Consider the following 26,039-nt stretch of genomic DNA (forward strand, 5'->3'; position numbering starts at 1 on the left):
ATTTTTGGGGGTGAGGGATCATGGGAGCTTGCGTCGTCGTTGCGACAGGCGTTGTGGGTTTTGGCTTCATGGCACTTCTCTTCCGTCATGCCGGACCTGATCCGGCATCCAGCCGACGCGCGTCCGCGCGGCGAGAAGGACTCCTTTTCAGCCCAAAGACTTGGGCTGGCTGGATACCGGCTCGGGGGCCGGTATGACGGAAGTGGGGATGCAGTCGGCTCGGAAATCGTCCCCGGTTCCAGGGGCAGTTACCGTCTCACCAACCCAACCGTCTTTTCGATGAAATCCGCAATCCTCGCGGTATCATCGAGATCGAAAACCGGCAGCGCCGTGTCCGCCACCTCATGATCGGCGGCAATCGCGACGATATGCGGATCGAGCGGCGCAAGCGGTTCGGTTTTCATTGCTTCCAGCCGGCGCGCCTCGATCTTCGGCACCGGCTCGTATTTGTAACCTTCGATCAGCACGAGATCGCAGGGGGCGAGGCGGGAGAGGATATGCTCGAAGGACGGCTCCGGTTCGCCGCGCAATTCATGCATGATGGCGAAACGGGTGCCGGAAACGATGGTGACTTCATGCGCGCCGGCCTGCCGGTGACGCCAGCTGTCGGCCCCCACCTTGTCGATATCGAAATCATGATGGGCGTGCTTGATGGTGGAGACGCGGTAGCCGCGCGCCGTCAGTTCGGTGACGACGCGCACCGCAAGGCCGGTCTTGCCCGAATTTTTCCAGCCGGCAATGCCAAAGACCTTTTGTGTCGTCATGGTTGCAGCTCCATCTCTTTGTTTCAACGCATTATCCTACTGGAAATGCTCCAGATAGCTACGCGCCAGCGCCAGCTCGTCCGGGGTGTTGATGTTGAAGAATGGATCGAGGCTGCCCTTTGCCGTTTCCACCGGCGGGAAGGCCACGCCGATGGTGACATGCCGGGCAAGATAAGCCCGGATACGGCGGTTGGCATCGTTCTTCAGCCACGCCTCGAGATCGTCGGCAAGCGCCACCGGCCACAGCGCGAAGACGGGGTGAAGCTGGCCGCTCGAGGCAGCGATGACGATCGTATTATCCGATATGTGTTCGCACAGCCGGGCGACGAGATCGTCTGGAAAGAACGGGCTGTCGGCAGGTGCCGTCAGGAAATGGCTGCCGGTGGCCTCGCGATTGCGGAAATGCCGCATGCCGGCGAGAACACCTGCAAGCGGCCCGGCATGGCCGTTCAGCGTATCGGGCAGCAGCGGCAGGCCGAAACTATCCGCCCAGCCGCCCCTGTCATTGGTGGCGGCATTGATGGTGACATCCGAGACCTGTGGCGCGATGCGGCGCACGACGTGGGAAAGCAGCGGTGCATCGCCAAGCGTTACCATTGCCTTGTTGCTGCCCATTCGCCGCGACAGGCCGCCGGCGAGCACGAGACCGGGTATCTCAACGGGAAGGGTGCTCATTGCCGCTGTTCCTGCAGCCTTACGACATAGGTGGTGAGGAGGGCGACAAGGCCGGTCGCCAGCATCACCATAAGGAGCGGCCAGGTTCCGTCCTCCTTCGACAGGACCGAGGAGGCGAGTACCGAAAGGGCGGCGCCGCCGCCGATGGTCATCGCGCCGCCAAGACCGGAGGCCGACCCGGCCAGATGCGGCTGGACACTGACCATGCCGGCATTGGCGCTGGGCAAGGTCACGCCGTTGCCGACGCCGATCAGGGCAAGCGGCACGAAGAACGCATAGGCGCTTTCCGCCCCGCCGGTGATCAGCACGATGGTCGTGACGATGCCGGCAATGGCGATGACATTGCCCGAGAGCATCATGCGGGTGATGCCGATCTGGCTGGCATAACGGCCGGAGACGAAATTACCGAACATGTAACCGCTGGCCATGAAGAAGAATTGCAGGCCGAGCATGGCCGGGGCAAGCCCATAAAGCACGCTGCCGACGAAGGGCGCGCCACCGAGGAAGGAAAAGAACATGCCCGACGAGAAGGTCGAGGTCAGCGCATAACCCCAGAACAGCGGCGAGCGCAGGAGTTCCGGCCAGGCGTGGAACTGCTGTGAAAAACTCGCCGACTTATTGTGGTTGGTTTCGCCGAGATCAAACCAGGCGAGCACCAGAATGCCGACGCCGAGCAGGGCAAGGAGCGCAAAGCTCGACTGCCAGCCGGAAATGTCGTTGAGCAACCCGCCGACCGTCGGGCCAACCATCGGCACCACCGACATGCCCATGGTCACATAACCGATCATCGAGGCGGCCTGTTCCATCGGCACCATGTCGCGCACGATGGCGCGGGCCAATACGAAGCCGGAAACGACGGCCGCCTGTGCGACGCGCCCGATCATGAAGACGGTGATATTCGGCGCCAGCATACAGACGAGCGTGGCAGCGATCATGATCGCGATGCTGGCAAGCATGACGGGCCGGCGGCCGAAGAGATCGGAGAGCGGGCCGATGATGAGCTGCAGGCAGGCGGTGGCGGCGAGGTAGCCTGAAACGGCAAATTGCATCACCGCGTAATCGGTCTCGAAATAGATCGCCATCGCTGCGAGCGAGGGCAGGAACACATTCATGCAAAGCGCCGCGACGCCGGCGATGACGACCAGTGTGATGATATGGGGTGGGGTGGTCCGATCGAGAAAACGGCCGCTTTTCATCTCATTCTCCCGCCTCTTCCGTGACGGCAGTTTTCGTTACGGAAGCTGGCCGCACCGTGGTCGCAGCCGTTGGTGTCGCGGCTGCGCGTTTGGCCATCTGCGAACGCTTGCGCAGGCTTTCGCGGTAGAAGGTATAAAGGCCTGAACCGATGACGATCATGGCGCCGATGATGGTGAAACTGTCGATCTTTTCGTTGAAGAAGAACACACCGATCATGAAACCCCAGAGCAGGCCGGTATAACGGAACGGCGCGACGAAGGAGATTTCGCCCGATCTCATTGCGAGAATGATCGCCTGATAACCGACCAGCACCAGAATGGCCGAAGCGGCGAGATGCGAGACGATCGTGACGTTCATCGGCTGCCAGCCGCCGAAAGGCACGATCAGAAGGCCGCCCACCGCCATGTTGACGAAGGCGGTGATGACGGTGATGGCGAGCGAGGGCACATCGGCATACATTTTCCGGGTCAGCAGATCGCGCGCGGCGGTAACGGCGAGCGATGCGACGACCAGTAGTGCACCCGGCGTGAAGCCTTCCGGGCCGGGCCTGATGATGACGAGTACGCCGATGAAGCCGACGATGATGGCCACCCAGCGCCGCCAGCCGACCGGCTCACGCAGGAACAGCGCCGCACCCAGCGTCACCACCAGCGGCAGGGACTGCAATATGGCCGAGGCATTGGAAAATTCGATGAGGCCCAGCGCCGTCAGATAAAGCACGGCAGCAGTCACTTCGCAGAGACAGCGCAGGATGATGATGGGGCGCAGCAGGGTCTTGAGCGGTCTCAGGGCGCCGAAATGCCGGGCGGCGATATAGATCAGCACCACGGTCATGATGCCGCGCACGAACATGATCTGGCCGGTGTTGATGTAGGGTGTGACGGATTTCGTCAGGGCGTCGTTGGCCGTGAAGCTTGCCATGGCGAGCGCCATGAAAAGCGCGCCGCGCGTATTGTCCGTCAATGCCATTCCATACGATCCCAGACCATGCGCAGTTTGACCCTGATCGCCCTTTCAGACGGTTTCGGGCGGCCTCGCGGGCGCGGCGGCGCATTCCTCCATGTAAAGAGACGTGGCACGGAGCCGCCGGCAATTCAACCGTTTATATGGGTGGGTGGATGAGAAAGAGGTTCAGCTGTCGCTCAGCCGCCGGTCACGCTCATATGGCGGGCGACGGCGGGACGCTTGTGGGTGCGGTCGATGATGAAATCATGCCCCTTGGGCTTGCGCAGAAGGGCCTCATCGATGGCGCTGGACAGATAGGCGTCGCTGTCGGAGGCGCGCAGTGCCGTGCGCAGGTCGGCGGCGTCATCCTGGCCGAGGCACATATAAAGCGTGCCGGTGCAGGTGAGACGGACACGGTTGCAGCTTTCGCAGAAATTATGGGTCATCGGCGTGATGAAGCCGAGCCGTCCGCCGGTTTCCTTCACCGTCACGTAACGGGCGGGGCCGCCGGTCTGGTAATCGCTGTCGATGAGCGTGAAGCGCTTTTCCAGATCGGCGCGCAGCTGTGACAGCGGCAGGTAGCGGTCGGTGCGGTCTTCCTCGATCTCGCCCATCGGCATGGTTTCGATGACCGTCAGGTCCATGCCGCGACCATGGGCGAAACGCATGATTTCGGCAATTTCGGTGTCGTTGAAATCCTTCAGCGCCACGGCGTTGAGCTTGATCCTGATGCCGGCGGCCTGCGCGGCATCCAGCCCTTCCATGACACGGTCGATATCGCCCCAGCGGGTGATCTGGCGGAATTTATCGCGGTCGAGCGTATCGAGCGAGACGTTGATGCGCTTGACGCCGCAATCGGCAAGTTCGGCGGCGAATTTGGCCAGCTGCGAGCCATTGGTGGTCAGCGTCAGTTCTTCCAGCGCACCGGTGCGCACATGGCGGCCAAGATTCCGCACCAGCGACATGATGTTCTTGCGCACCAGCGGCTCGCCGCCGGTGAGCCTGAGCTTGCGCACGCCGCGAGTTATGAAGACGGAACAGAGCCGGTCGAGCTCTTCCAGCGTCAGAAGGTCTTTCTTCGGCAGGAAGGTCATGTGCTCGGACATGCAATAGGTGCAGCGGAAATCGCAGCGGTCGGTGACTGAAACGCGCAGATAGGTGATGGCGCGGCCGAAGGGATCAATCATCGGTGCGTTGTTTTCCGTCAGGAATTGCGCTTTTTCAAGCGATCCGGGGAAACCGTTCACGTCTCCATCCTCATTGCGCGATGCGCCTTTCAAATGATGTAGTGGCTTGCCTATCGTGAGGCAAGTCCGTAATTCTGACGCATATGACGAGCTTGCGGAAGTGAAAAATGAGCGATGCCTGGCCGACCGAGCTGCTTGTGTCGAAAGACCGGCGGGAACTGACCGTTTCCTTTGACGATGGAAGCGTTTACCGCCTTCACGCCGAGATGCTGCGCGTGCTTTCGCCCTCGGCGGAAGTACAGGGGCACGGGCCGGGACAAAAGGTCACGGTTCCCGGCAAACGCGATGTTGCCATCCGTTCCATGGTCGCGACCGGCAATTATGCGGTTCGCATCGTTTTCGATGATGGCCATGACAGCGGCATCTACACCTGGAAATATCTGCGGGAACTGGGTGAGACCGGCGACGCGCTGTTTGCCGACTATGAACGGCAGCTCGCCGAAAAGGGCCTGAGCAGGGAACCGCGATACCGGTAGACGGATGCAAGGTCTGCGGACGCTCCCCACCCTCATTCCTGTGCCTGTCACAGGAAACCAGCCAGCCCAAGTCCTTCGGCTGAAAAAGACTCCTCCCGCCGCGCCGGCGCGCGTCGACTGAATTTCTGTGACAAGCACAGGAATGAGGGGGGAGGAGGAAAGGGGCATCTGAAGCCCGCATGCTCGAGGGACAAATAACCCGTTGAATCTGCGCATCGCCCTTCAGTAAAATCGTTTTCGCTTTTCACGCTGATGCGTTAGGAAGTGAGGGAGGGAACACCCTCGTCTTATCGATTTTCAGCGGGGTGGCGTGTGGCTGTAGAAGCGAACGGAAATGATCTGGCCCAGGTGGTCGTGCTTTTGGCCGCGGGCGTTGTGGCTGCGCCGATCTTCAAGCGCATCGGCCTCGGCTCGGTGCTGGGTTATCTGGCCGCCGGCCTGGTGATCGGGCCTTACGGTCTCGGTTTCTTTTCCGATTCGCAGGCCATTCTGCATATTGCCGAACTCGGCGTTGTGATGTTCCTGTTCATTATCGGCCTTGAAATGCAGCCGTCGCGGTTGTGGTCGATGCGGCAGGATATTTTCGGGCTCGGGGCGCTGCAGGTGCTGGTCTGTATGGCCGGCCTGACGCTGGTGGGCGTGGCCATGGGTTTCCCGCTTATTCCCTCCTTCGTTGCCGGTACGGGTTTCGTGCTGACCTCGACGGCGATCGTCATGCAGATGCTGCAGGAGCGCAACAGCATGTCGAGCCTGAAGGGCCAGCGCATCATCGCCATCCTGCTGTTCGAGGATCTGGCCATCGTGCCGCTTCTGGCGCTCGTCGCCTTTCTCGGTTCGGGCGGCGAACATGTGACGCCGTCGGAACGTTGGATCTCCATCGGCATCGCGCTTGCCGCCGTTGGTGCGCTCATCCTTGCCGGGCGTTATCTTCTCAATCCGTTCTTCCGGCTGCTCGCCGCCTCCGGTGCGCGTGAGGTGATGACGGCCGCAGCCCTGCTGGTGGTGCTGGGGTCTGCGCTGCTGATGCAGGTCAGCGGGCTTTCCATGGCCATGGGTGCCTTCCTTGCCGGCGTGCTTTTGTCCGAATCCTCCTTCCGCCACCAGCTTGAGGCCGATATCGAGCCGTTTCGCGGTATTCTGCTCGGCCTGTTCTTCCTCGGTGTCGGCATGGCGATCGATCTTGCTGTCATCGCCTCCAACTGGCAGCTGGTGCTGGTCAGCGTCGCGGGCTACATGCTGCTCAAGGCCTTCCTGATCTATGGCGTGGCGCGGGCGCTCGGCACCACCCGGCGCGAAAGCCTGGAGCGGGCGGTGCTGATGGCGCAGGGCGGTGAATTCGCCTTCGTGCTTTATTCGGCCGCCGTCAGTGCCGGCATTCTCGACCGCGAATCCAACGCCATCCTGACGGCGACCATCATCATCTCCATGGTGCTGACACCGCTGATGGTCATCCTGCACGACCGGCTGGTGCCGGCGGCGGTGCCCAATACCGACGATCTCGATGTGCCCGAGAATGTCGAGGGCAGCATCCTGCTGATCGGCTTCGGGCGTTTCGGCCAGATCGTCAGCCAGCCGCTTCTGGCGCGGGGTTACACGCTGTCGCTGATCGACAAGGATGCCGACTTCGTGCGCGATGCGGCGGAATTTGGCTTCAAGGTCTATTATGGCGATGGTTCGCGGGCGGAAATCCTGCATGCTGCCGGCGCGGGCACGTCACGCGCGGTGCTCATCTGCGTCGATGACAAGGAAGCGGCCGTGCGGATCGCGGAGATCGTCAAGCACGAATTCCCGCTGGTTCCGGTTCTCGCCCGTGCCTATGACCGTGGCCACGCGATCGATCTTCTGAAGGCAGGCGTGGACTACCAGATCCGCGAGACGCTGGAATCGGCGCTGAATTTCAGCGAGGAAGTGCTGGGCGCCATGGGTGAGGAGCGGGAAGACGCCGCCCGTCTGGTGGAGGAATTCCGCGACCGCGACGAGGAACGTTTCGCCATGGAGGTCGTCGGCGGCATCTATGCCGGCCGTTCGCTGATCCGCGGCAATGCCCAGCCGGCCGACCTCGTCGCCGCGCGCACCGCACGCGAGAGGGCAGAACGGGAAAAGGCGGAAACGGCGGAAGAATAAAGGCGCCGTCTTTGCAAGCGACGCAGATTGATTTGAAGGGATGGCGGACATGACGATCATTCGCACGGTGGAAGAACTGAAGGCCATCTATGACGGCACGAGCGAAGCCTCGGTCGCGAAGGTGACGGCAACGCTGACGGCGGAATACCGGCTGATGATCGAGGCGTCGCCGTTTCTGGCGCTGGCGACGGTGGGGCCGGAAGGCATGGACTGTTCGCCGCGCGGCGACAAGGGCGGCGTTGTGCGGGTGGCCGACGACAAGACCGTGCTTTTGCCGGACTGGCGCGGCAATAACCGCGTCGACTCGCTTTTGAACATCGTGCGCGATCCGCGGGTGGCGCTGATGTTCCTGATCCCCGGTTCGAATACCACGATGCGTATAAACGGCCGGGCCGTTGTTTCGGTTGATCCGGAGCTGCTGCAAAGCTTCGAGATGGATGGCAAACATCCGCGTACCGTCATCGTGGTCACCATAGACGAGGTCTATTTCCAGTGCGCCAGGGCACTGATGCGCTCCGAACTGTGGAACCCCGGCAATTTCGTCGATCCGACATCGCTTCCAACACCGGGCCTGCTGCTCAAGGCCGCGAAGGCGGAGTTTGATCAGGAGACCTATGACCGGGAATGGGCGGCGCGGGCGGCGAAGACCATGTGGTGAGGCGCAACAACGGGCGACCATCGGGTAGCCCGGCGAAGTCCTGCGGTCTCTACGCCATTGGTGATGACGGAGCGCGCCATTCCTTCACCCCGGGGTTGATCCGGGGTGAGGCGCGATCAGGTCTTTGATCGCACAAGGCTTTTTTACAGCGTAGACACATCGTCACGGGATGCCGGCACTCAAGCCCGGCATGACGAAGGAGATGGCGGCGGACATGCCATCCTTCTCACGTCCGGTAAATCAGCCAGTTCTTGCCGGTATAGTTCTTCTGCATGCCGTCCTCGTAAAAGACGGAACGGTTCCGGCCGGTTTCCTTGGCGTGGTAGAGCGCCGTATCGGCATGGCCGTAAAGCTCGCTTGGATTGCCGGCCTGGGAGGCGGAGGCAAAGCCGAGGGAAATCGTTACCGTGCCATAGTCGGCGCCCGACCTCGAATTGCGGAAGGGCGTGCTTTCCAGCGACAGGCGGATGCGCTCGCACATCACCATGACTTCCTCCGGCGTATTGCCGTCGAGAATGATGGCGAATTCCTCGCCGCCGCTTCTGGCGACAAAGCCGTCCTTGCGGACATTGGCGCGGATGACCGAGGCGACGGTGGCGAGTATCTTGTCGCCGACGGGATGGCCGAAGGTATCGTTGATCCGCTTGAAATGGTCGATATCGAGCAGGACCAGCGACGTATATTGCAGGCCGATGGAGGTGTCGTAGACGGAAGCCAGCCGGTCGTCGAAAGCGCGGCGGTTGGAAAGGCGCGTCAGCGAGTCGGTATTGGCGATACGCTTGTATTCATCCAGTTCCAGCCGGACCTGATGCATTTCCTCGGCATGGCGGTTGACGTCGTTGAACGCCTTTTCACCATCGATGATCTTCGTGCCGGTGGCTTCGGCCAGCAACGAGATCGCACTCTTCAGGATATTGGTGCTCGAGGCGTTCTTGTCGTCGATACGCTGGCGTGTTTCGCCAAGAATCCTGTTGTAGTTCTCGATGGAGGATTGCTCCCGCCGCAAAGTGCCCAGCAGCGCTTCCAGTTCGCGCCTGAGCTTTTCATGTGCGTCGTCGATCGCCCTTGCGGGATTGTTTTCGCCGTAGCGCGCGGAAAGCTCATCCAGATCCTCCTGCGTGGCCCGGCTTCCAAGTGCTGCCAGATCTTTCGTCAGGGCGGGGTTCGAGCCGATATAGGCTTCGTAGAACAGGCTGTAATTGCGCGGGATCGGTGAAACACCCATGCTCCGCATGGCGTAGGCAATCTGCCCGGCAATGTCGGGTCCCGTTGTTTTGGGCGTGGATGCCGTGTTCATCAAGAAACTCCAGTGAGTCTGCTTATAGACTATGATTATTATTATGCGGGCTGTTTTGGAAAGCTTAATTTATGGAAAACTAATTTTTGTTCCCGAAAATTCCATTTTTGCCGATTTTTATCTTATTTAATTGATAATTATAAGTAATTTTCATTTTTAGAGATTTCCGGAGTTTTTTCCCTCTACTATTCGCCTTGGTGACAGCATCGTATTTATTCTGTCAATCCCGATAACGCTTTTCAGGTGGTTTATTTTGGCACAGCAACGCAGGGTTCATGTCAGGGGAAGATCAGGGCGGGGCATTTTTCACTTGGCGAAGACATGACCTATAGGCGGCGAACTTTGCCTTTCATGTCTAAACGCAAGAATGTTACAGTTTTTATTTGCCGGCCTCAACGCCAAACGGCGTGGTTTGCCCCGCTTCATGTCGGCCTCGGGATGATATTCGTCAATTTTTTGAAACAGCGCGTCGTTCCGCTCCGTTCGCCGGGCGGCGGCGTCAGCTCCTGAGCTTTATGACCGGGCATTCCGTGCCTGCCGGCACTTCCGGCGCATGGGGCGGGCGCACGATCAGCATGTCGGAATGGGCAAGGATGTTCATCATCGATGAATCCTGCCTGACATAGGCTTCCGCCACCGGCCTGCCGTTGTCGTCGGTGCGCAAACGGGCGCGGAGATAATCCTGCCGGTGGTCGTTGGCCTTCAGCGCGGTCGCGGTCGTTGCGGTCGTGGCGCGTTCCAAAGGCGCGCGGCGAGCGATCCGGCGAATCAGCGGTTCGAGAAACAGCAGGCTGCAGACGAGGCTGGCCACGGGGTTTCCGGGCAGGCCGAGAACCTGCATGGCGCCGATTGCGCCCACCATCAGCGGTTTTCCGGGCCGCATGGCAATACGCCAGAAATCGAGCTGCATGCCTTCCGCCTTCAAGGCGGCCTGCACGAGATCGTGGTCGCCGACGGAGGCGCCGCCCAGCGTCACCAGCACGTCCACCTTGGCTGCGACTGCCTTGCCGATGGCGGCGCGGATCAGGGTGTCGTCATCGGCGATGATGCCGAGATCGATGACATCGGCGCCGGCCTGTCTTGCAAGGGCTGCGACCCCGAAGGTGTTGGAGGCGATGATCTGGGCCGGCTGCGGCGTGCTTCCCGGCGGCAGCAATTCGTCGCCGGTGGCGAGAATGGCGATGCGCGGCTTGCGGTAGACGGCAAGAGCCGCGTGGTTCATGGCCGCCGCAAGTGTCAGGTCGGTGAAGCGGAGTTCCCGTCCGGCTTCCAGAACCGTTTCGCCTTCGGTGAAATCCTGACCGCGCGGGCGAATATGTCTCCCGGCGGTGACTGCGAAAGTGGTGCGGATTTTGCCCGCTTCCAGCACTTCGGCATCTTCCTGAATGAGAATCGTATCGGCGCCCTCAGGCACCGGCGCGCCGGTGAAGATGCGCACGGCTTCGCCTTCACCTATCGTGCCGGCAAAGGCATGGCCGGCAGCCGCCTGGCCGATGACGGTGAGGACGGAGCCGATTGCGGGCGCATCGGCGCTGCGCAGCGCATAACCGTCCATGGCCGAGGCATCGAAGGGAGGCTGGGTGAGGCGCGCCGCCAGATCGGCCGAAAGAACACGGCCATCACATTCCGCGAGCGGCAATATCTCGTTTTCCGCTACCGGAACCGCCGCATCCAGAAGGCGCCTTGTGGCATCATCTACGGGCAGCAGCGGTTTCATTCAGCTCTCCTGCCGGCGAAAATCACCGGATTTGCCGCCGCTCTTTTCGAGCAGGCGGATATTGACGATTTCCATCGCCTTGTCGGCGGCCTTGGCCATGTCATAGATCGTCAGACAGGTGACAGAAACGGCGGTCAGCGCCTCCATTTCCACACCGGTCTTGCCGGACAGTTTCACCATGGCCTCGACGCGCAGGCCGGGCAGGGCGGTGTCTTCGGTAATGTCCACCGCAACCTTGGTCAGCATCAGCGGGTGGCAGAGCGGGATGAGATTGGCCGTCTGCTTGGCGGCCATGATGCCGGCGAGCCGCGCGGTGCCGATGACATCGCCCTTCTTGGCGTTGCCGTCGCGGATGAGCGCCAGCGTTTCCGGCTTCATCTTCACGAAGCCTTCGGCGACGGCCACGCGGACGGTCTCGGCCTTGTCGCCGACATCGACCATGTGCGCCTCGCCGGAGGCATCGATATGGGTGAGCTTCTGGCCATCGCTCATCGGGATATTATTCCGCTGCCAGAATGCCGGACTGGCCTGTCAGAAGGGCTTTGGTGGCCGCCGTCACGTCATCCTTGCGCATCAGGCTTTCGCCGACAAGGAAGGTGCTGATGCCGCTTTTTTCGAGACGCCGGCAATCCTCGAAGGTGAAGATGCCGCTTTCGCTGACCAGCAGCTTTTCGGCCGGCACGAGGCCCGCCAGTCTTTCGCTGGTTTCGAGGCTGACCTCGAAGGTGCGCAGGTTGCGGTTGTTGATGCCGAGGAGCGGCGAGGCGAGCTTCAGGGCCCGTTCCGTCTCTTCCTCGTCATGCACTTCCACCAGCACATCCATGCCAAGCGCGAAAGCCTCGTCCTCGAGGCGCTTCGCCTCGTCGTCGGAGAGCGATGCCATGATGAGGAGAATGCAGTCCGCGCCCCAGGCGCGGGCCTCATGCACCTGATAGGTCTCGAACATGAAATCCTTGCGCAGCGCGGGCAGGGCACAGGCGTTGCGGGCGGCGGTCAGGAATTCCGGCGCGCCCTGAAAGCTTGGGCTATCCGTCAGCACGGACAGACAGGCGGCACCGCCCGCCTCATAGGCAGCAGCCAGTGCCGGCGGATCGAAATCGGGACGGATCAGGCCCTTGGAGGGGCTCGCCTTCTTGATTTCGGCGATCAGGCCGAACTTGCCCTCGGCCTGTTTTCCCCGAAGCGCCTTGTAGAAACCGCGCGGCGCGGTCTGGTCGGCGGCCATCGCCTTGAGGTCGGCCAGAGAGGTCTTCGCCTTGGCGGCGGCGATTTCCTCGCGTTTGTAGATTTCGATCTTTTTCAGAATGTCGCTCATGATCTCGCTCTCATTCCTTTTAATGGTCGGCCTGCCGGGGGTCGGCTTCGTTGGAAACCGCGACCAGACGGTCGAGCGCGGCGGCGGCCGCACCGCTGTCGAGCGCCTGGCTGGCGATGGTCATTGCCTGACCGAGCGTTTCCGCCTTGCCGGCGATCACGAGCGCCGCAGCCGCGTTGCAGAGCGACACGTCACGATAGGCGTTGCGCTTGCCCGACAGAACGTCGCGCAAGGCTGCCGCATTGGCAATGCCGTCGCCGCCCTTGAGATCGGCCATTACAGCAACGTCGACGCCGAAATCCTTCGGGGTCAGATCGAAGGTGCGGATTTTGCCGCCTTCCAGCGCCGCCACATGGGTGACGCCGGTGGTGGTGACTTCATCCATGCCGTCGCCATGCACGACCCAGATGCTTTCCGAACCGAGATCGCGCAGCACTTCGGCAAGCGGCACCAGCCAGCGCGGCGAAAAGACGCCGAGCAATTGGCGCTTTGCACCCGCCGGGTTGGAAAGCGGGCCGAGCAGGTTGAAGATGGTCCTTGTGCCGAGTTCGACGCGGCTCGGGCCGACATGGCGCATGGCGGAATGATGCATCTGCGCGAACATGAAGCCGAGACCCGCCTCCGCGATGCAGCGGGCGATGAGATCGGGACCGATATCGAGCTTGACGCCGAGCGCCGACAAGGCATCCGCCGTGCCGGATTTGGAGCTCAGCGCCCGGTTGCCATGCTTGGCGACCGGCAGGCCCGTGCCGGCAACGATGATCGAAGCCAGTGTCGAGATATTATAGGTGCCGATGCCGTCGCCGCCGGTTCCGACGATATCGATGGCATTGGCGGGAGCCGAGACCGGCAGCATGCGGGCACGCATGGAGGAGACGGCGCCGACGATCTCGTCGACCGTTTCCCCGCGCACGCGCAGCGCCATCAGGAAACCGCCGATCTGCGACGGCGTGGCTTCACCCGACATCAGAATGTCGAAAGCCGCCCGCGATTCCTCGCGGTTCAGGCTTTCTCCGTTCGCGACCTTGGCGATCAGCGGCTTCAGTTCGGCCATGGTTTCCGCCCCCCGGTCAGAAGCCGACCATCGCCTGATCGGCGAGGGCCTGGTTGATGGTCACACCATAGTCATTCTGCAGGCGGTTGACCATCTGGTCCAGCATATCGTCGCCGGCCGCGCGGGCGATGGCGTTGAACTGCTGGTCGTCATTGGCAAGCGCATCGGCCGGAGCGTTGGTGTCGACCGCGGTGACCTTGAAGAGAATGCGGCTGGAACCTTCGGCGTCCGCCGCCGTGCCAACCACGCCTTCAGCGCCGGAGAAGACGGCGGCAATCGTCTGGCGGCCGAAAATCGCGTCCTCGCTGGTGCGGCGCAGGCCGGATTTCTGCTCGACGGCAAGGCTCAGTTCGCCGGCCACGGCCTCAAGCGTCTCGCCCTTTTCAACGCGGGCCTTCAGCTCATCGGCCTTGGCGGCAAGCGCGGTGCGCTGCTGCTCCGCCGTCCAGTCGGCCACGACATCGTCGCGGACTTCGGCAAGCGTGCGGTCGCGGGCGGCGATGATCTGGTCGACATCGAACCAGATGTAGCCTTCGCGGCCGAGATTGATCGGCAGGGCTTCGGTGCCGGGTTCGGTCTTGAAGACTTCCTGCGCCAGCTGCGGTGAGGGCAGGCCCTCGATTGCATCACCCTTTTCATCAAGGCCGGCGGCATCGATGGCGGCAATGGTGACGGGTTTCAGGTTCAGCTGCTGTGCCGCATCGGCAAGCGAGGAGCCGCCGGCACGCAGATCTTCATAACGGTCGTGCACATTGGTGATTTCTTCCGCGGCGGCGGCGGTGGCGAGATCCTTGCGGATGTCTTCCTTCGCTTCGTCCAGCGTGCGGGTGGTTTCCGGCTTGATGCCCGTGACGCGCAGGATGACCGGGCCGAAGGAACCTTCGACCACCGGCGAGACGCCGCCATCCTTCTGGATGGCAAAGGCGGCATCGGCAATCGACTGGTCGGGGATCGTATCCTTGGTGAATTCACCGAGCGTCACGTCGGCGGCGGTCTTGCCCTGGTCCTTCACCACCTGATCATAGGTGGTGTTGCCGAGACGAATCTGTTCGGCGGCGGCGGCGGCCATTTCCTTGTCCGTAAAGGTCAGCTGTTCAACCGTCCGGCGGCCGGCGGTGCGGAAGCTGTCCTTGTGGCTTTCATAATAGTCGGCAATCTGCGCGTCGGTTACCGAGGCCGGCTCGGCAATGTCGGAAGGCTCGAGCTTCACATAGGTGAACTTGCGGAATTCCGGTGCGCGATATTTCGTCTTGTTGGTCTCGAACCAGGGCGTGAGCACGTCGTCGCCCGGCGCCTTGACCGGCGGGATGACGGCATTGGAGAGAATGACGTAATCGACCGCGCGCTGTTCGTTGCGATACTGTTTCAGCGCGTCCACCAGCACCTGCGGTGCGGTAAAACCATCCGACACGGCTTCGACGATCTGGCTTCTGACGGCAACCTTGCTGCGTTCCTTGATATAGTCGTCCTCGCGGAAACCGGAATTGCGCAGGCGTTCGCTGAACAGGTTGCGGTCGAACTGGCCGTTGACCGACTTGAAGGCCGGGTCCTCGGCGATCAGGTTGGCAAGGCGGTCTTCCGAAAGGCCGAGATTCATCCTGGAAGCCAGCTCATCAAGCGCTGCACCCGCCGCAAGCTGGCTGAAGACCTGACGGTCGATGCCGAAGGCCTTGGCCTGTTCGGTCGTCAGCCTTGTGCCGAACTGGCGGCTGAGATCGGAAATCTGGCGCTGATAAGCGAGGCGGAATTCCTCCGGGCTGACCGTCTGGTCGCCCACCGTCATGACGGCGTGGGAATTGGCGGTGACAAGCGATGCGGAGACGCCCCAGACGCCGAACGAAACAACAAGCAGGAGAAGCAGCAGCTTGGCTGCCATGGTTCGAGAAGCATTTCTCAGGGAATCGAGCATCGTTATGCAAACCTCACAGGAACGTCATCGCGGTCGCCGGCTGTCCGGCCCGCAACGTATCGGCGTTCCTTAAATCAATCCAAACGGAAATTGAAGGGAATTTGCCTTGGAAAAACGGGGTTTTGAAAACGGTTATGTGATTGGAGCGGCGTTTTTTCGCCTTCATCTTCGCCGCATTGCCTTCATGAGGCGCAAAATAAAACCGCCCGGAGCGGCCAGGCGGTTGTGAAGAATCGTTCCTGAATCGGCTGTCAGGCCGGTCTGACGCGCTCAGAAGGCGCGGTCGCGCCGGATCATCGCCTTGAATTCCTCGTCTTCCCGCCGCATCTCGGCGACGACGGAGATCATTGACGTCACGAACATTACGCTGATCAGGGCCAGAAGCATCGTCAGAAATGTGAACATGATATCGTCTCCGGGAGTTTCGAGGAAATTCTCCCCGTTATCAGTAATAATTCATATACTGGTAACGGGCGGTCAGCTGCGGATAGTCCGGTCCCTGGGTTTCAGGCTTCTGCTCATAAAGGCTAAACGTCGTTGCTACCATTGCGATAACCAGTACTGTCCAGGCGGTGCTGATGACGCTGATTTTCGCCGAAGTAGACTGTTTTTCTCTTACAAACATATGTCCGTTCCTTTGGTTCTTTCTTAACGCGCCATGTCTCGACATGTTCCGCGTCAACCGTAAAAATCGATTAGCATCGCGCCTGTGAAACTTCCTTGAATGGCTCGTTCATCTGGCGTTCAGGAAACTGGCTGAGGTCGTCATTCGAGAAAAAGATACTCGGCTGCGAATGAAGCGATGATCGAAAGGACGATCATGAAGGCCAGCATTTTCAATTCTCCGGATGTTTAACGGGTGAGGGGCGTTTCGGTTTCCCGATGCTGTGCATTTAAACAAAATAGCTCTGAAACCGCACTGAACGGCCCATTCATCGCGGGTTCACGCGCCAGCCCCGGTTGGGCTGCGCGGTTATAAAGTCTTGCGCCGCGTGGCTCTCCATGACAAAAGGCGGGCACATGGTACCCAGCATCGAAGCGTGCCCACCATCTGAGAGCGATATGACGATTGCCTTTTATCCAGGATCATTCGATCCGATGACCAACGGACATCTGGATGTGCTTATCCAGGCGCTGAACGTGGCGTCGAAAGTCATCGTCGCCGTCGGCATTCATCCCGGAAAAGCGCCGCTGTTCAGTTTCGATGAGCGGGCGGCGCTGATAAAGCAGGCGCTTGCCGAGCAGCTGCCCGATGAGGCGGCGCGCATGGAAGTCGTTTCCTTCGACAATCTGGTCGTGGATGCCGCCCGAAAGCACGGCGCGCGCCTCCTGCTGCGCGGCCTGCGCGACGGCACCGATCTCGATTATGAAATGCAGATGGCCGGCATGAACCGCCAGATGGCGCCCGATATCCAGACAGTGTTCCTGCCCGCCGGAACATCGTCGCGACCCATTACAGCCACATTGGTCCGGCAGATCGCCGCCATGGGCGGCAATGTCGATGCCTTCGTGCCGAAAGCCGTGCTTGAAGCCCTCAACGCCAAGCTGAAGCGCTGACTTCAGCCCCACATTCTGGAGCCAATCCGATGAAACTCGTTCGATTTGCCTTTGCCGGCGCCATGTTTGCAGGCGCGCTTGCCGCCAGCACCATTGCTTCCGCCGCCGAACTCTTGACCGTGCAGCTGAAGGACGGTCCCGTCGTCATCGAACTGATGCCGGAAGTCGCGCCCAAGCACGTGGCGCAGATCGAGGCGCTGGCCAAGAAGGGCGCTTATGACAATGTCGCCTTCCACCGCGTCATCGACGGTTTCATGGCGCAGACCGGCGACGTGCAGTATGGCAACATGGAAAAGAGCTTCAACGCCCAGCGCGCCGGCACCGGCGGTTCTGACCTGCCGGATATTCCGGCTGAGTTCTCCAAGACGCCGTTCACGCGCGGTGTGGTCGGCATGGCCCGCTCGCAGGATCCGAATTCCGCCAATTCGCAGTTCTTCATCATGTTTGCCGATGGCCCGTTCCTGAACGGCCAGTATACCGTGGTCGGCAAGGTCGTGTCCGGCATGGAAGCCGTGGACAAGATCAAGCGCGGGCAGGGCAGCAACGGCGAAGTTTCCAACCCCGACCGGATGATCAAGGTCACCGTCGGCAAGAAGTAAGGTAGGGCAATAGAGCCCGAACAGAGGAGAATAGTCATGGCCGAGATCAAGGATCCGGAAAACACCATCATCATGGAAACGACGACCGGCAAGGTCGTGATCCAGCTGCTTCCGGAAGTTGCTCCGGGCCACGTTGCCCGCATCAAGGAACTGGTATCGGAAGGCGCTTATGATGGCGTCGTGTTCCACCGCGTCATCGAAGACTTCATGGCCCAGACGGGCGACGTGAAGTTCGGCAAGAAGGGTTCGGAAAGCTTCAACCCGGCACGCGCCGGCATGGGCGGCTCTGAAAAGGAAGACCTGAAGGCTGAATTTTCCGCCATTCCGCACGTGCGCGGCACCTGCTCCATGGCCCGTTCGCAGAGCCCGAACTCCGCCAACTCGCAGTTCTTCATCTGCTTCACCGATTCGCCCTGGCTGAACAAGCAGTACACCGTCTGGGGCCAGGTCATCGAAGGCATGGAAGCCATCGACAAGGTCAAGCGCGGCGAGCCGGTGAAGGACCCCGATTCGATCGTTTCCATGAAACTTGCTTCGGCGGCTTGAGGTTAAAGAGTTTCTCCCGCCTTGCTGAACTGCAGGGCGGGCGGATGTTTTGCTGATGGAGTGTTCCTCGCACTCGACGTCATCCTCGGGCTTGACCCGAGGATCCATTCCCGCCAGCGTCATGGGTCCTCGGGTCAAGCCCGAGGATGACGTGGAGGGGAGGAAGCCCCTTCACCAACAACGACCCGCCGGCAGTTTGCTGCGAGGCGGGTTTTGATATTTTCGAGAGCCCCTGCAATGCGTGTAGACCTGTTCGATTTCGATCTGCCCGAGGATAATATCGCCCTTCGCCCGGCGAACCCGCGCGACACTGCGCGCCTGCTGGTGGTCGATCCGAATGAAAACCGCATGGAAGACCATCACGTCTTTAACCTGCCGTCTTTCCTGCAGCCCGGCGATGCGCTTGTTTTCAACGATACCCGCGTCATTCCGGCCCAGCTGGAAGGCGTGCGCCTGCGCGAAGGTGCGCCGGAGACGTCGGTTTCGGCCACGCTGCACATGCGTGCCGACCAGTCGCGCTGGAAGGCTTTCGCCCGCCCCGGCAAGCGCATCAAGGAAGGCGACCGCATCCGGTTCGGTTATGAGCGCGACAATGCCTGCGGCCTTGCCCATCTGGAGGCCACCGTCGAGGAAAAGGGCGAGGATGGCGAGATAACGCTGTTGTTCGACGTTTCCGGCCCTGTTCTGGACGAGGCGATTGCCTCGGTCGGCCATATTCCTTTGCCGCCTTATATCGCCGCCAAACGGCCGGAAGATGCGCAGGACCAGACCGACTACCAGACCATTTATGCCCGCGAGAAGGGTGCGGTTGCCGCCCCCACCGCCGGGCTGCATTTTACCCCCGATCTGTTCGAAGCACTGGACAAGGCCGGCATCGAGCGGCATTTCGTGACGCTTCACGTTGGGGCAGGCACTTTCCTTCCGGTGAAGTCCGACGATACCGACGATCACAAGATGCATTTCGAGATCGGCCATGTTTCGCAGGAAACGGCCACACAGCTCAATGCGGTGAAGGCGCGCGGCGGGCGTATTATCTGCGTCGGCACCACTTCGCTGCGGCTTATCGAAAGTGCGGCCGACGAGAATGGTGTTATCCACCCATGGTCCGATGCCACCGGCATCTTCATCACGCCTGGTTACCGTTTCCGGGTGGTTGATATGCTCATGACCAATTTCCACCTGCCGAAATCCACGCTGTTCATGCTGGTTTCGGCTTTCTGCGGTCTCGAAACGATGCGTGACGCTTATAAGCGTGCCATCGAAACCGGATACCGTTTCTATTCCTATGGCGATTCCAGCCTGTTGTTCCGGAAAAACTGATGCACGACAAATTCACCTTCACCCTGAAAGCCACGAGTGGCGGCGCGCGCCTCGGCGAAGTCGCCATGCCGCGCGGCGTCATCCGCACGCCCGCCTTCATGCCGGTTGGCACTGTTGGCACCGTCAAGGCCATGTATCTCGATCAGGTGCGCGAGCTGGGGGCCGATATCATTCTCGGCAATACCTATCACCTGATGCTGCGGCCCGGCCCGGAACGTGTTGCGCGTCTTGGCGGTCTGCATGAGCTGATTCGCTGGCCGCATCCGATCCTCACCGATAGCGGCGGTTTTCAGGTGATGTCGCTTTCTGGCCTGCGCAAGCTGGACGAGCAGGGCGTGACCTTCAAGAGCCATGTGGACGGTTCGCTGCACCACATGTCGCCGGAACGCTCGATCGAAATTCAGGGCATGCTCGATTCGGACATCCAGATGCAGCTCGACGAGTGCATTGCGCTGCCGGCCGAGCGCAAGGAAATCGAGCGCGCCATGGAAATGTCGCTGCGCTGGGCGGAACGCTGCCGCGTCGCCTTCGGCGAGCAGCCCGGCAAGGCCATGTTCGGCATCGTGCAGGGCGGCGACCAGCCGGATCTGCGCATTCGTTCCGCCGAAGGGCTGAAGCAGCTTGATCTGAAGGGCTACGCCGTCGGCGGTCTTGCCGTCGGCGAACCGCAGGATGTGATGCTCGGCATGCTCGATATCACTCTTCCGGTGTTACCCATCGAAAAGCCGCGTTACCTGATGGGCGTCGGCACGCCTGACGATATCCTGAAATCGGTGGCGCGTGGTATCGACATGTTCGACTGCGTGATGCCGACCCGCTCCGGCCGTCACGGGCTTGCCTTTACCCGTCGCGGCAGGGTCAATATCCGCAACGCCCGCCATGCCGAAGATATGCGCCCGCTCGACGAGCAGTCCAACTGCCCGGCCTCGCGCGATTATTCCCGCGCCTATCTGCACCATCTCACCCGCTCCAACGAGGCGCTGGGGGGCATGCTGCTCTCCTGGCACAATCTTGCCTATTATCAGGAGCTGATGCAGGGTATCCGCAAGTCTATCGAGGAAGGCCGTTTCGCCGATTTTTATGCGGAAACCATAGAGATGTGGGCGCGGGGCGACATAGACCCGGTTTAATGGAGATGGCGAGCCTTTCTTCCACACTCGACGTCATCCTCGGCCCTGTGCCGAGGATCTGCCGAGGCAACTAAAGTCAACGGGCGGTAGATCCTCGGGACATCCTCGGACTTGATCCGATGACCGAGGATGACGATGGAGAGGTTTCTTTCCGACGCCCTGAAGTCTCCAGATTTACCTTCTACGGATTTTTTCCTTGGCACATGCGCCTTACGTTCTTTTCCGGGATGACACGACCGGCACGGTGACAGCCTTCGCCGAGCCGGAGGAAATCATCGTCGCGGATGAGCCTGAGGCGTTTTTCGCCGCGCTCAAGCGCATGGAAGAACTGCGCCGGGCCGGTAAATATCTTGCCGGCTATATGTCCTACGAGGCGGGTTTCCTGTTCGAACCAAAGCTTGCGCCTTTTGCCGCCGAGCCTCGCAACGTGCCGTTTCTGACCTTTGGCGTCTTTTCCGGTCCGCAGGCGGATGCGGGGCGGTTTGCGCGTCCCGATGCGCTGCCGGATGCGGATGCGTTTCTTTCCGATCCCGTGCCGGCCTGGACGCTCCAAGAATACCAGCAGCGCTTTGCGCGACTGCACGACCATCTGCGTCGCGGCGACTGTTACCAGGGCAATCTGACCATGCCCGTCACCGCCCGCTGGAGTGGCGATCCGCTCACCGCCTTCTGGTCGCTGATCGAGCGGCAGCCGGTGAAATACGGCGCGCTGGTCGATCTTGGCGGCCCGGTGATCCTGTCGCGCTCGCCGGAACTGTTTTTTTCGGTCGATGGCGAAGGTTTCATCGAAACCCATCCGATGAAGGGAACCACACCGCGCGGGGCGGATGCGGAGGAGGACCGGGCGATTATCGCGGCGATGCTGGCGGATGAAAAGACGCTGGCCGAAAACCGCATGATCGTCGATCTGCTGCGTAACGATATTTCCCGTATCACCGAGGTTGGCAGCCTTCATGTGCCGCGGCTGTTCGATATCGAGACCTATCCCACGGTGCACCAGATGGTCAGCCATATCAGGGCGAAGCTTCTGCCTGAGGTGACGGTGGAAAACATCTTCGCCGCGCTGTTTCCCTGCGGCTCCGTCACCGGCGCACCGAAAATGTGGGCGATGAAAATTCTGCGCGAGCTGGAAGCTGGCCCACGCGACGCCTATTGCGGCGCGATCGGCTTTATATCCCCTGACGGTGATATGCGGTTCTCAGTAGCGATCCGCACACTCAGCCTGTTCGATGATGGCCGTGCCGTCTTTAATGTCGGGGGCGGCATCGTCTTCGATTCCGTCGCGGAAGCCGAATATGACGAGTGTCTGCTGAAATCGAAATTCGCGGTGGGGGACAGGTTGCTGCGGGTGTGATCAGCGTCCGATCGCCTCAAACACACCATCCTCCACCAGCACTTCCTTCGCCGCCGCATGGCTGAGAAAACCCGCAGGGCTGGCGCTGGCGCCATAGGCGCCCGATTGCAGGATGGCGAGCAGATCACCGGCCTTCAGTTTCGGCAGAGCCGCATTGCGGGCCAATGTGTCGAGCGGTGTGCAGAGCGGGCCGACGATGGTTGCGGTCTCGTCGTAGTCTGCCTGCATCTTGGCGGGCGCGACGATGGGGTAGTTGCGCTTGACGATCTGGCCGAGATTGCCCGAGGCCGCCAGATGGTGGTGCATGCCGCCATCCGTCACCACGAAGGTGGTGCCGCGCGAGTTTTTTACCGAATTTACTTCCGCCACATAGATGCCGCCGGGGCCGGCGAGGAAGCGGCCGGGTTCGACGATGATATGGGCGTCGGTTATCAGCGGATGCGCTTTCACAAGCGTCTTGAGATCGGGAATGGCGGCGCTGACCGTTGCAAGATCAAGCGGCGTTTCCCCGGCGAAATAGGGGATGCCGAGGCCACCGCCGAGATCGATGGTTTCAAGCGATCTGCCCAGCATTTGCGCCATGCGTGCGGCAAGGGAAATGGCGTGTCGCCATTGGGAGACAAGCATGTCGGCGTCGAGGATCTGCGTGCCGCCATAGATGTGCACGCCGACGAGATCGATATGTCTGGCACCCTTGAAGAGCGGCAGGACGTTTTCCAGCTCTTCCTCGTCGAAACCGAAAGCGGTGGCCTTGCCGCCCATGCGCATGGCGCCGGCCTGCGCATCCGGCACGGGGTTGATGCGGATCGAGGCTTTGACCGGTTTGCCGATCTCTTCGATGCGGGCGATTTCCTCGGCGCTTTCAATATGGATTTCGCCGATGCCGCCCTCGATCACCTCGCGCAATTCGGCCATGCCCTTGCCGGGGCCGGCGAAGATGATGTTCGCAGGTGCGACGCCGGCCTTGATGGCGGCGCGATATTCGCCGACGGAGGCGATTTCCGCGCCCGCGCCCTGCTGCCGGAAGAGCGAGATAATGGCGGGCAGGGGATTGGCCTTTACCGAATAATAGATATCGGCAAAGCCCGAGAGCGCCGTTTCAAGGCTCCGATAGGCGCGGCGCATGGCGCTTGCATCATAGAGGAAGCACGGCGTTCCGGTTTGGGCGACGATATCGCGCACCGCAAGCCCGCCGATGACGAGATCATTGTCAGTGACCGCAAATTGCGCAGCCGCAAGGGCCGGGCCGTGGCTCTGGGTTTTATCCGTGGGCGACATTGTCCGTCCGTTCGCGCACCAGCGCGCGGTAATCCACCTTGCCATTGGCGGTGACCGGCAGCCGGTCGACCAGTTCGATGGCGCGCGGGATCATGAAGGGAGCGAGCATTTCGGCGGCTTTCTTAAGGGCTGCCGAAACGTCGATATTTTCATTGGCGGCGGTTGCCACCGCATGTACCCTTTCACCGGCAAAGGGGTCCGGCAGACCGATGACGGCGACCTGCTGGAACAGCCCTGTCGACATCAGGCTTTCCTCCACCTCGGTCGGGCTGATGCGATAGCCTGACGATTTGATCATCGCATCGTTGCGGGCAACGAAGCTGAAGAAACCGTCCTCGTCCTCCACGGCCAGATCGCCGGAATAACAGACGGTTTCGCCGCCCAGCGCCGCTGGAATGAAAGGATGAGGGCGCAGCACTTTTGCCGTGTCTTCCGGCCGGTTCCAGTAGCCGAGCGATACGGTCGGGCCGCGGTGGACGAGAATGCCGGGCTCGCCCGGTCTTGCCCGCTGTCCCTTGTCGGTGACGATGAAGATCTCGCATTCCGGGATAGCCTTGCCGATGGAGGTCGGGCGGCTGTCGATTTCTTCCGGTGGCAGGAAGGTGGAGCGGAAAGCCTCGGTCAGACCATACATCAGGTAGATTTTGGTGTCCGGCAGCTTTTCGCGCAGCGCTTTTACGGTTTCCTGCGGCACACGCCCGCCGGAATTGGTGATGTAGCGCAGATGCGGCAGTGGCGTCTTTGCGAGCGACGGGGCCGCTCTGGTCAGGATTGCCCAGACGGTCGGCACGCCGGCGAGACCTGTCACGGCATGGTCGCGCAGATCGCGGACGATATCGTCGCCCAGCCGGAAGGTGGAGATGATCGTGGTCGCGCCCTGTTCCACCGCCGTCAGCAGCTGGTTCAGGCCATAATCGAAGCTGAAGGGCAGGAGGGAAAGAATGCGGTCTCTGGCCGTGATCTCCAGATAGGTGCGCACGATGCGCGCGCCGGCCAGAAGATTGCGGTGCGACAGCATCACGCCCTTGGGCGAGCCGGTGGAGCCCGATGTATAGAGGATGGCGGCGAGGTCTTCGCCGATTGCCGCCGAAGGGCGGGCAGGCAGGCTTGTGTGGCCTTCGATATCTTCCGCCAGCAACAGGGTCACATCGGTCAGCCCTTGCAGCGCAGCATCCAGTTCCGCCTGCATTGCCCTGTTGCTGATGACGATTTTCGCGCCGCTATCCGCGACGATATGGCGGATCTGCTGCGATTTCAGCAGCGCATTGACCGGAACGAAAACACCGGACGCCATGCTGACACCGAAGATCGACCAGCATTCCTCAATGCCGCGTGGCAGATAGATGACGACGCGGTCGCCGCGTTCCGCGCCGGCCTGCTGCAGGGCCGCCGCGCATCGCGCCGCCGCTGCGGCGAATTCGCGATAACTCAGCGATTGTTCTTTATGAACGAGGGCCTGATCGTCGCTTGCCGCGCGCGCGGCAAGAAGATGGTGCAGCAGGAAATGGGGTGTCATCTCCTCCGTTCCCTGAGGACGAAGGCGATGAGGTCTGCGGGCGTGCCGAGATTTTCCGGCGTGAAATGCTCGTCATCGAGAATGATGCCGAAACCCTCGCCGAGAAAGATCATCAGCTCCAGAAAGCCAAGCGAATCGATCACGCCGCCTTCGAGAAGCAGCGTGTCGGCGGAAAAGGGCGCATAGGCGGGGAAACGGTTGGAGAGATAGGAATAGATGGTATCAGCAACGTCGATTTCGCTCTTTTTCGCCGCAAGCATGCTTGTTCTCCGATTTCCCGTGTTTCCCATAAACCTGCCCGGAAAGGCGCTTTTTTTTGTAAAGGTCAAGATTCCGTCAGGTCGTGCAGGCACCACTAAAATACCTAGGGTGGCAATAACACCAACTCTGAGTATGTTTCGTTAATAAATCGTGGGTTCCATACGCCTTTTACTTGTATCGGCGCTGATTTATGTGCGGCAAATCCGCCGGCGTTTCGTTCACCCTCCAGTGCGGCCATGGTGAGGGCGAGCCTGCCCTGGCCAAGAAGATGGCGGGCGATCGCGGATATGTGCCTCTGGGCGATCTCCCGGTCCTCGCAATAGATCAGGCGGGCGGAGGGCAGCTTTCTGGTTGTGGTCTTTAGAAACACCAGCGGATGCTGACGGCCATCCGCCTGCATAACGGCGACGATGCAGCCCAGCCGCGCATGATCTTCAAGCATGTCGCGCATTGCATCCGGCAGGGTATCCGCAGGCATGGCGGCAAGCGGGCTGAGCCGCGCGCCTGCCGGACGGGGTGCGGTGAGCGGCAGGGGATAAAACAGCGTGCAATCCGTCACCGTGTGGAAACCCAGCCGCTCATTCAGCCTGCAGGCTTCGGGAGAGGGAGTGAGGTCGGTGAACAGTTCCTCCTCGGCGGCGGAGGCCATCTGCAACATGCGCGGCGCAAACCACCGGCAGGAGGGTTCGACATACCAGCTGGACAGATTGACGACGATCCTGCCGCTATCCGGCAGGCGGTTGCGGATCGTCAGCAGGACACCTTCCGCATCCTCGCCCTTCAGCAGCAATTGCCCGATTGCGCCGAGTTCCCGGCGCTGGTGGTGTTCATTGATGAGCGCCAGCCCGCGCGACCAGAAGGCCTCGCTTTTTTCGGGGAAACCTTTCGCCAAAAGGGTAACAGCGGCGGCGCGGTTTCCGTTGTCGATCGGTACGATTTTCAGGGGTCACTCTCCGCTGTCTGGCATGATTTGGCCGGGGAAAGAGATTTTTCAACTTCGCCGCGTAATATCGGCTTACGACGATAGATTTACCGTCCCGTTAATCGCGCCGGATGCAGGGCGGCCGGCGCGATCACATTTGCATGAAGGGCAGGCGCAA

Annotated in this window: 26 protein-coding genes; 9 read left to right on the forward strand and 17 right to left on the reverse strand. The window is 61.0% G+C overall.

The window, feature by feature from the left end; genetic code table 11:
* Nucleotides 1-248 precede the first annotated feature (248 nt).
* The 5 genes from mobB to moaA form a co-directional block, all read right to left on the reverse strand.
* Nucleotides 249-764 carry a molybdopterin-guanine dinucleotide biosynthesis protein B gene (mobB, locus tag N434_RS08200; RefSeq protein ID WP_110757078.1) on the reverse strand — a complete coding sequence of 172 codons (516 nt, stop codon included), beginning with the start codon at nt 762-764 and terminating at the stop codon, nt 249-251.
* 36 nt (nt 765-800) lie between these two features.
* Nucleotides 801-1,439, reverse strand: coding sequence for a molybdenum cofactor guanylyltransferase MobA (gene mobA, locus N434_RS08205; RefSeq protein ID WP_110757079.1), 639 nt, complete (start codon nt 1,437-1,439; stop codon nt 801-803).
* Nucleotides 1,436-2,635 carry a multidrug effflux MFS transporter gene (locus N434_RS08210; protein ID WP_110757081.1) on the reverse strand — a complete coding sequence of 400 codons (1,200 nt, stop codon included), beginning with the start codon at nt 2,633-2,635 and terminating at the stop codon, nt 1,436-1,438. Before N434_RS08210 ends, mobA begins: the two co-directional genes overlap by 4 nt.
* Nucleotide 2,636: 1 nt before the next feature.
* Entirely contained in the window at nt 2,637-3,605 is a 969-nt protein-coding gene (locus N434_RS08215) for a DMT family transporter (protein WP_065115833.1), read from the reverse strand.
* A gap of 173 nt (nt 3,606-3,778) precedes the next feature.
* Nucleotides 3,779-4,828 (reverse strand): GTP 3',8-cyclase MoaA, encoded by a 1,050-nt coding sequence (gene moaA / locus N434_RS08220; protein ID WP_110757224.1) that lies wholly within the window; start codon nt 4,826-4,828, stop codon nt 3,779-3,781.
* A 107-nt stretch (nt 4,829-4,935) separates the two neighbouring features.
* Between moaA and N434_RS08225 the strand changes: the two genes are divergently transcribed.
* The 3 genes from N434_RS08225 to N434_RS08240 all read left to right on the forward strand — a co-directional run bounded on the left by N434_RS08225 (nt 4,936) and on the right by N434_RS08240 (nt 8,086).
* Nucleotides 4,936-5,304: a gamma-butyrobetaine hydroxylase family protein gene (locus tag N434_RS08225; protein ID WP_110757083.1), complete on the forward strand. Its 369-nt coding sequence runs from the start codon at nt 4,936-4,938 to the stop codon at nt 5,302-5,304.
* 312 nt (nt 5,305-5,616) lie between these two features.
* Complete coding sequence (locus N434_RS08235; protein ID WP_110757085.1) at nt 5,617-7,428, forward strand: monovalent cation:proton antiporter-2 (CPA2) family protein; 1,812 nt, start codon at nt 5,617-5,619, stop codon at nt 7,426-7,428.
* A gap of 49 nt (nt 7,429-7,477) precedes the next feature.
* Nucleotides 7,478-8,086: a pyridoxamine 5'-phosphate oxidase family protein gene (locus N434_RS08240; protein WP_110757226.1), complete on the forward strand. Its 609-nt coding sequence runs from the start codon at nt 7,478-7,480 to the stop codon at nt 8,084-8,086.
* 226 nt (nt 8,087-8,312) lie between these two features.
* On the opposite strand, the gene N434_RS08245 is transcribed toward N434_RS08240, so the two are convergent.
* From N434_RS08245 to N434_RS08280, 8 genes are all read right to left on the reverse strand, one after another.
* Nucleotides 8,313-9,383, reverse strand: coding sequence for a GGDEF domain-containing protein (locus N434_RS08245; protein ID WP_065115830.1), 1,071 nt, complete (start codon nt 9,381-9,383; stop codon nt 8,313-8,315).
* Between the two features lie 499 nt (nt 9,384-9,882).
* Nucleotides 9,883-11,100 (reverse strand): molybdopterin molybdotransferase MoeA, encoded by a 1,218-nt coding sequence (locus N434_RS08250; RefSeq protein ID WP_110757087.1) that lies wholly within the window; start codon nt 11,098-11,100, stop codon nt 9,883-9,885.
* Nucleotides 11,101-11,592 (reverse strand): cyclic pyranopterin monophosphate synthase MoaC, encoded by a 492-nt coding sequence (gene moaC, locus N434_RS08255; protein WP_110757089.1) that lies wholly within the window; start codon nt 11,590-11,592, stop codon nt 11,101-11,103.
* 7 nt (nt 11,593-11,599) lie between these two features.
* Nucleotides 11,600-12,415 (reverse strand): indole-3-glycerol phosphate synthase TrpC, encoded by an 816-nt coding sequence (gene trpC / locus N434_RS08260; RefSeq protein WP_110757091.1) that lies wholly within the window; start codon nt 12,413-12,415, stop codon nt 11,600-11,602.
* 19 nt (nt 12,416-12,434) lie between these two features.
* The gene (gene trpD, locus N434_RS08265; RefSeq protein ID WP_110757093.1) at nt 12,435-13,469 is read right to left on the reverse strand and encodes an anthranilate phosphoribosyltransferase; all 1,035 of its coding nucleotides are present in this window, start codon (nt 13,467-13,469) and stop codon (nt 12,435-12,437) included.
* A gap of 16 nt (nt 13,470-13,485) precedes the next feature.
* A complete protein-coding gene (locus tag N434_RS08270) occupies nt 13,486-15,378 on the reverse strand; it encodes a peptidyl-prolyl cis-trans isomerase (RefSeq protein ID WP_077767593.1) in 1,893 nt (630 codons plus the stop codon).
* Between the two features lie 270 nt (nt 15,379-15,648).
* Nucleotides 15,649-15,783: a hypothetical protein gene (locus N434_RS26085; RefSeq protein ID WP_256387174.1), complete on the reverse strand. Its 135-nt coding sequence runs from the start codon at nt 15,781-15,783 to the stop codon at nt 15,649-15,651.
* A gap of 40 nt (nt 15,784-15,823) precedes the next feature.
* Nucleotides 15,824-16,003 (reverse strand): hypothetical protein, encoded by a 180-nt coding sequence (locus N434_RS08280; protein WP_003503030.1) that lies wholly within the window; start codon nt 16,001-16,003, stop codon nt 15,824-15,826.
* A gap of 437 nt (nt 16,004-16,440) precedes the next feature.
* On the opposite strand from N434_RS08280, the gene coaD reads away from it, so the two are divergent.
* From coaD to N434_RS08315, 6 genes are all read left to right on the forward strand, one after another.
* Nucleotides 16,441-16,935 carry a pantetheine-phosphate adenylyltransferase gene (gene coaD, locus N434_RS08290; protein WP_110757098.1) on the forward strand — a complete coding sequence of 165 codons (495 nt, stop codon included), beginning with the start codon at nt 16,441-16,443 and terminating at the stop codon, nt 16,933-16,935.
* Between the two features lie 29 nt (nt 16,936-16,964).
* Nucleotides 16,965-17,534, forward strand: a complete 570-nt coding sequence (locus N434_RS08295; protein WP_065115823.1) for a peptidylprolyl isomerase — start codon at nt 16,965-16,967, stop codon at nt 17,532-17,534.
* Between the two features lie 36 nt (nt 17,535-17,570).
* Nucleotides 17,571-18,080, forward strand: coding sequence for a peptidylprolyl isomerase (locus tag N434_RS08300; RefSeq protein WP_065115822.1), 510 nt, complete (start codon nt 17,571-17,573; stop codon nt 18,078-18,080).
* Nucleotides 18,081-18,317: 237 nt separating this feature from the next.
* Nucleotides 18,318-19,400, forward strand: coding sequence for a tRNA preQ1(34) S-adenosylmethionine ribosyltransferase-isomerase QueA (gene queA, locus N434_RS08305; RefSeq protein WP_110757099.1), 1,083 nt, complete (start codon nt 18,318-18,320; stop codon nt 19,398-19,400).
* The gene (tgt, locus tag N434_RS08310) at nt 19,400-20,530 is read left to right on the forward strand and encodes a tRNA guanosine(34) transglycosylase Tgt (RefSeq protein ID WP_110757101.1); all 1,131 of its coding nucleotides are present in this window, start codon (nt 19,400-19,402) and stop codon (nt 20,528-20,530) included. Before queA ends, tgt begins: the two co-directional genes overlap by 1 nt.
* A gap of 196 nt (nt 20,531-20,726) precedes the next feature.
* Nucleotides 20,727-21,884, forward strand: a complete 1,158-nt coding sequence (locus tag N434_RS08315; protein WP_110757103.1) for an aminodeoxychorismate synthase component I — start codon at nt 20,727-20,729, stop codon at nt 21,882-21,884.
* Here the strand turns inward: N434_RS08315 and N434_RS08320 are convergent, their stop codons facing one another.
* The 4 genes from N434_RS08320 to N434_RS08335 form a co-directional block, all read right to left on the reverse strand.
* The gene (locus N434_RS08320; protein ID WP_181423912.1) at nt 21,885-23,162 is read right to left on the reverse strand and encodes a type III PLP-dependent enzyme; all 1,278 of its coding nucleotides are present in this window, start codon (nt 23,160-23,162) and stop codon (nt 21,885-21,887) included.
* On the reverse strand, nt 23,146-24,678 hold the full coding sequence (locus N434_RS08325) for an AMP-binding protein (protein ID WP_110757105.1): 1,533 nt from the start codon (nt 24,676-24,678) through the stop codon (nt 23,146-23,148). Before N434_RS08325 ends, N434_RS08320 begins: the two co-directional genes overlap by 17 nt.
* Complete coding sequence (locus tag N434_RS08330) at nt 24,675-24,938, reverse strand: acyl carrier protein (protein ID WP_020810249.1); 264 nt, start codon at nt 24,936-24,938, stop codon at nt 24,675-24,677. Before N434_RS08330 ends, N434_RS08325 begins: the two co-directional genes overlap by 4 nt.
* A 104-nt stretch (nt 24,939-25,042) precedes the next feature.
* Entirely contained in the window at nt 25,043-25,783 is a 741-nt protein-coding gene (locus N434_RS08335; RefSeq protein ID WP_110757230.1) for a hypothetical protein, read from the reverse strand.
* Nucleotides 25,784-26,039: the final 256 nt, after the last annotated feature.

It is taken from the genome of Rhizobium sp. UGM030330-04, from assembly GCF_003208455.1.
In the GTDB taxonomy this organism is placed as follows: Bacteria; Pseudomonadota; Alphaproteobacteria; order Rhizobiales; family Rhizobiaceae; genus Agrobacterium; species Agrobacterium rhizogenes_A.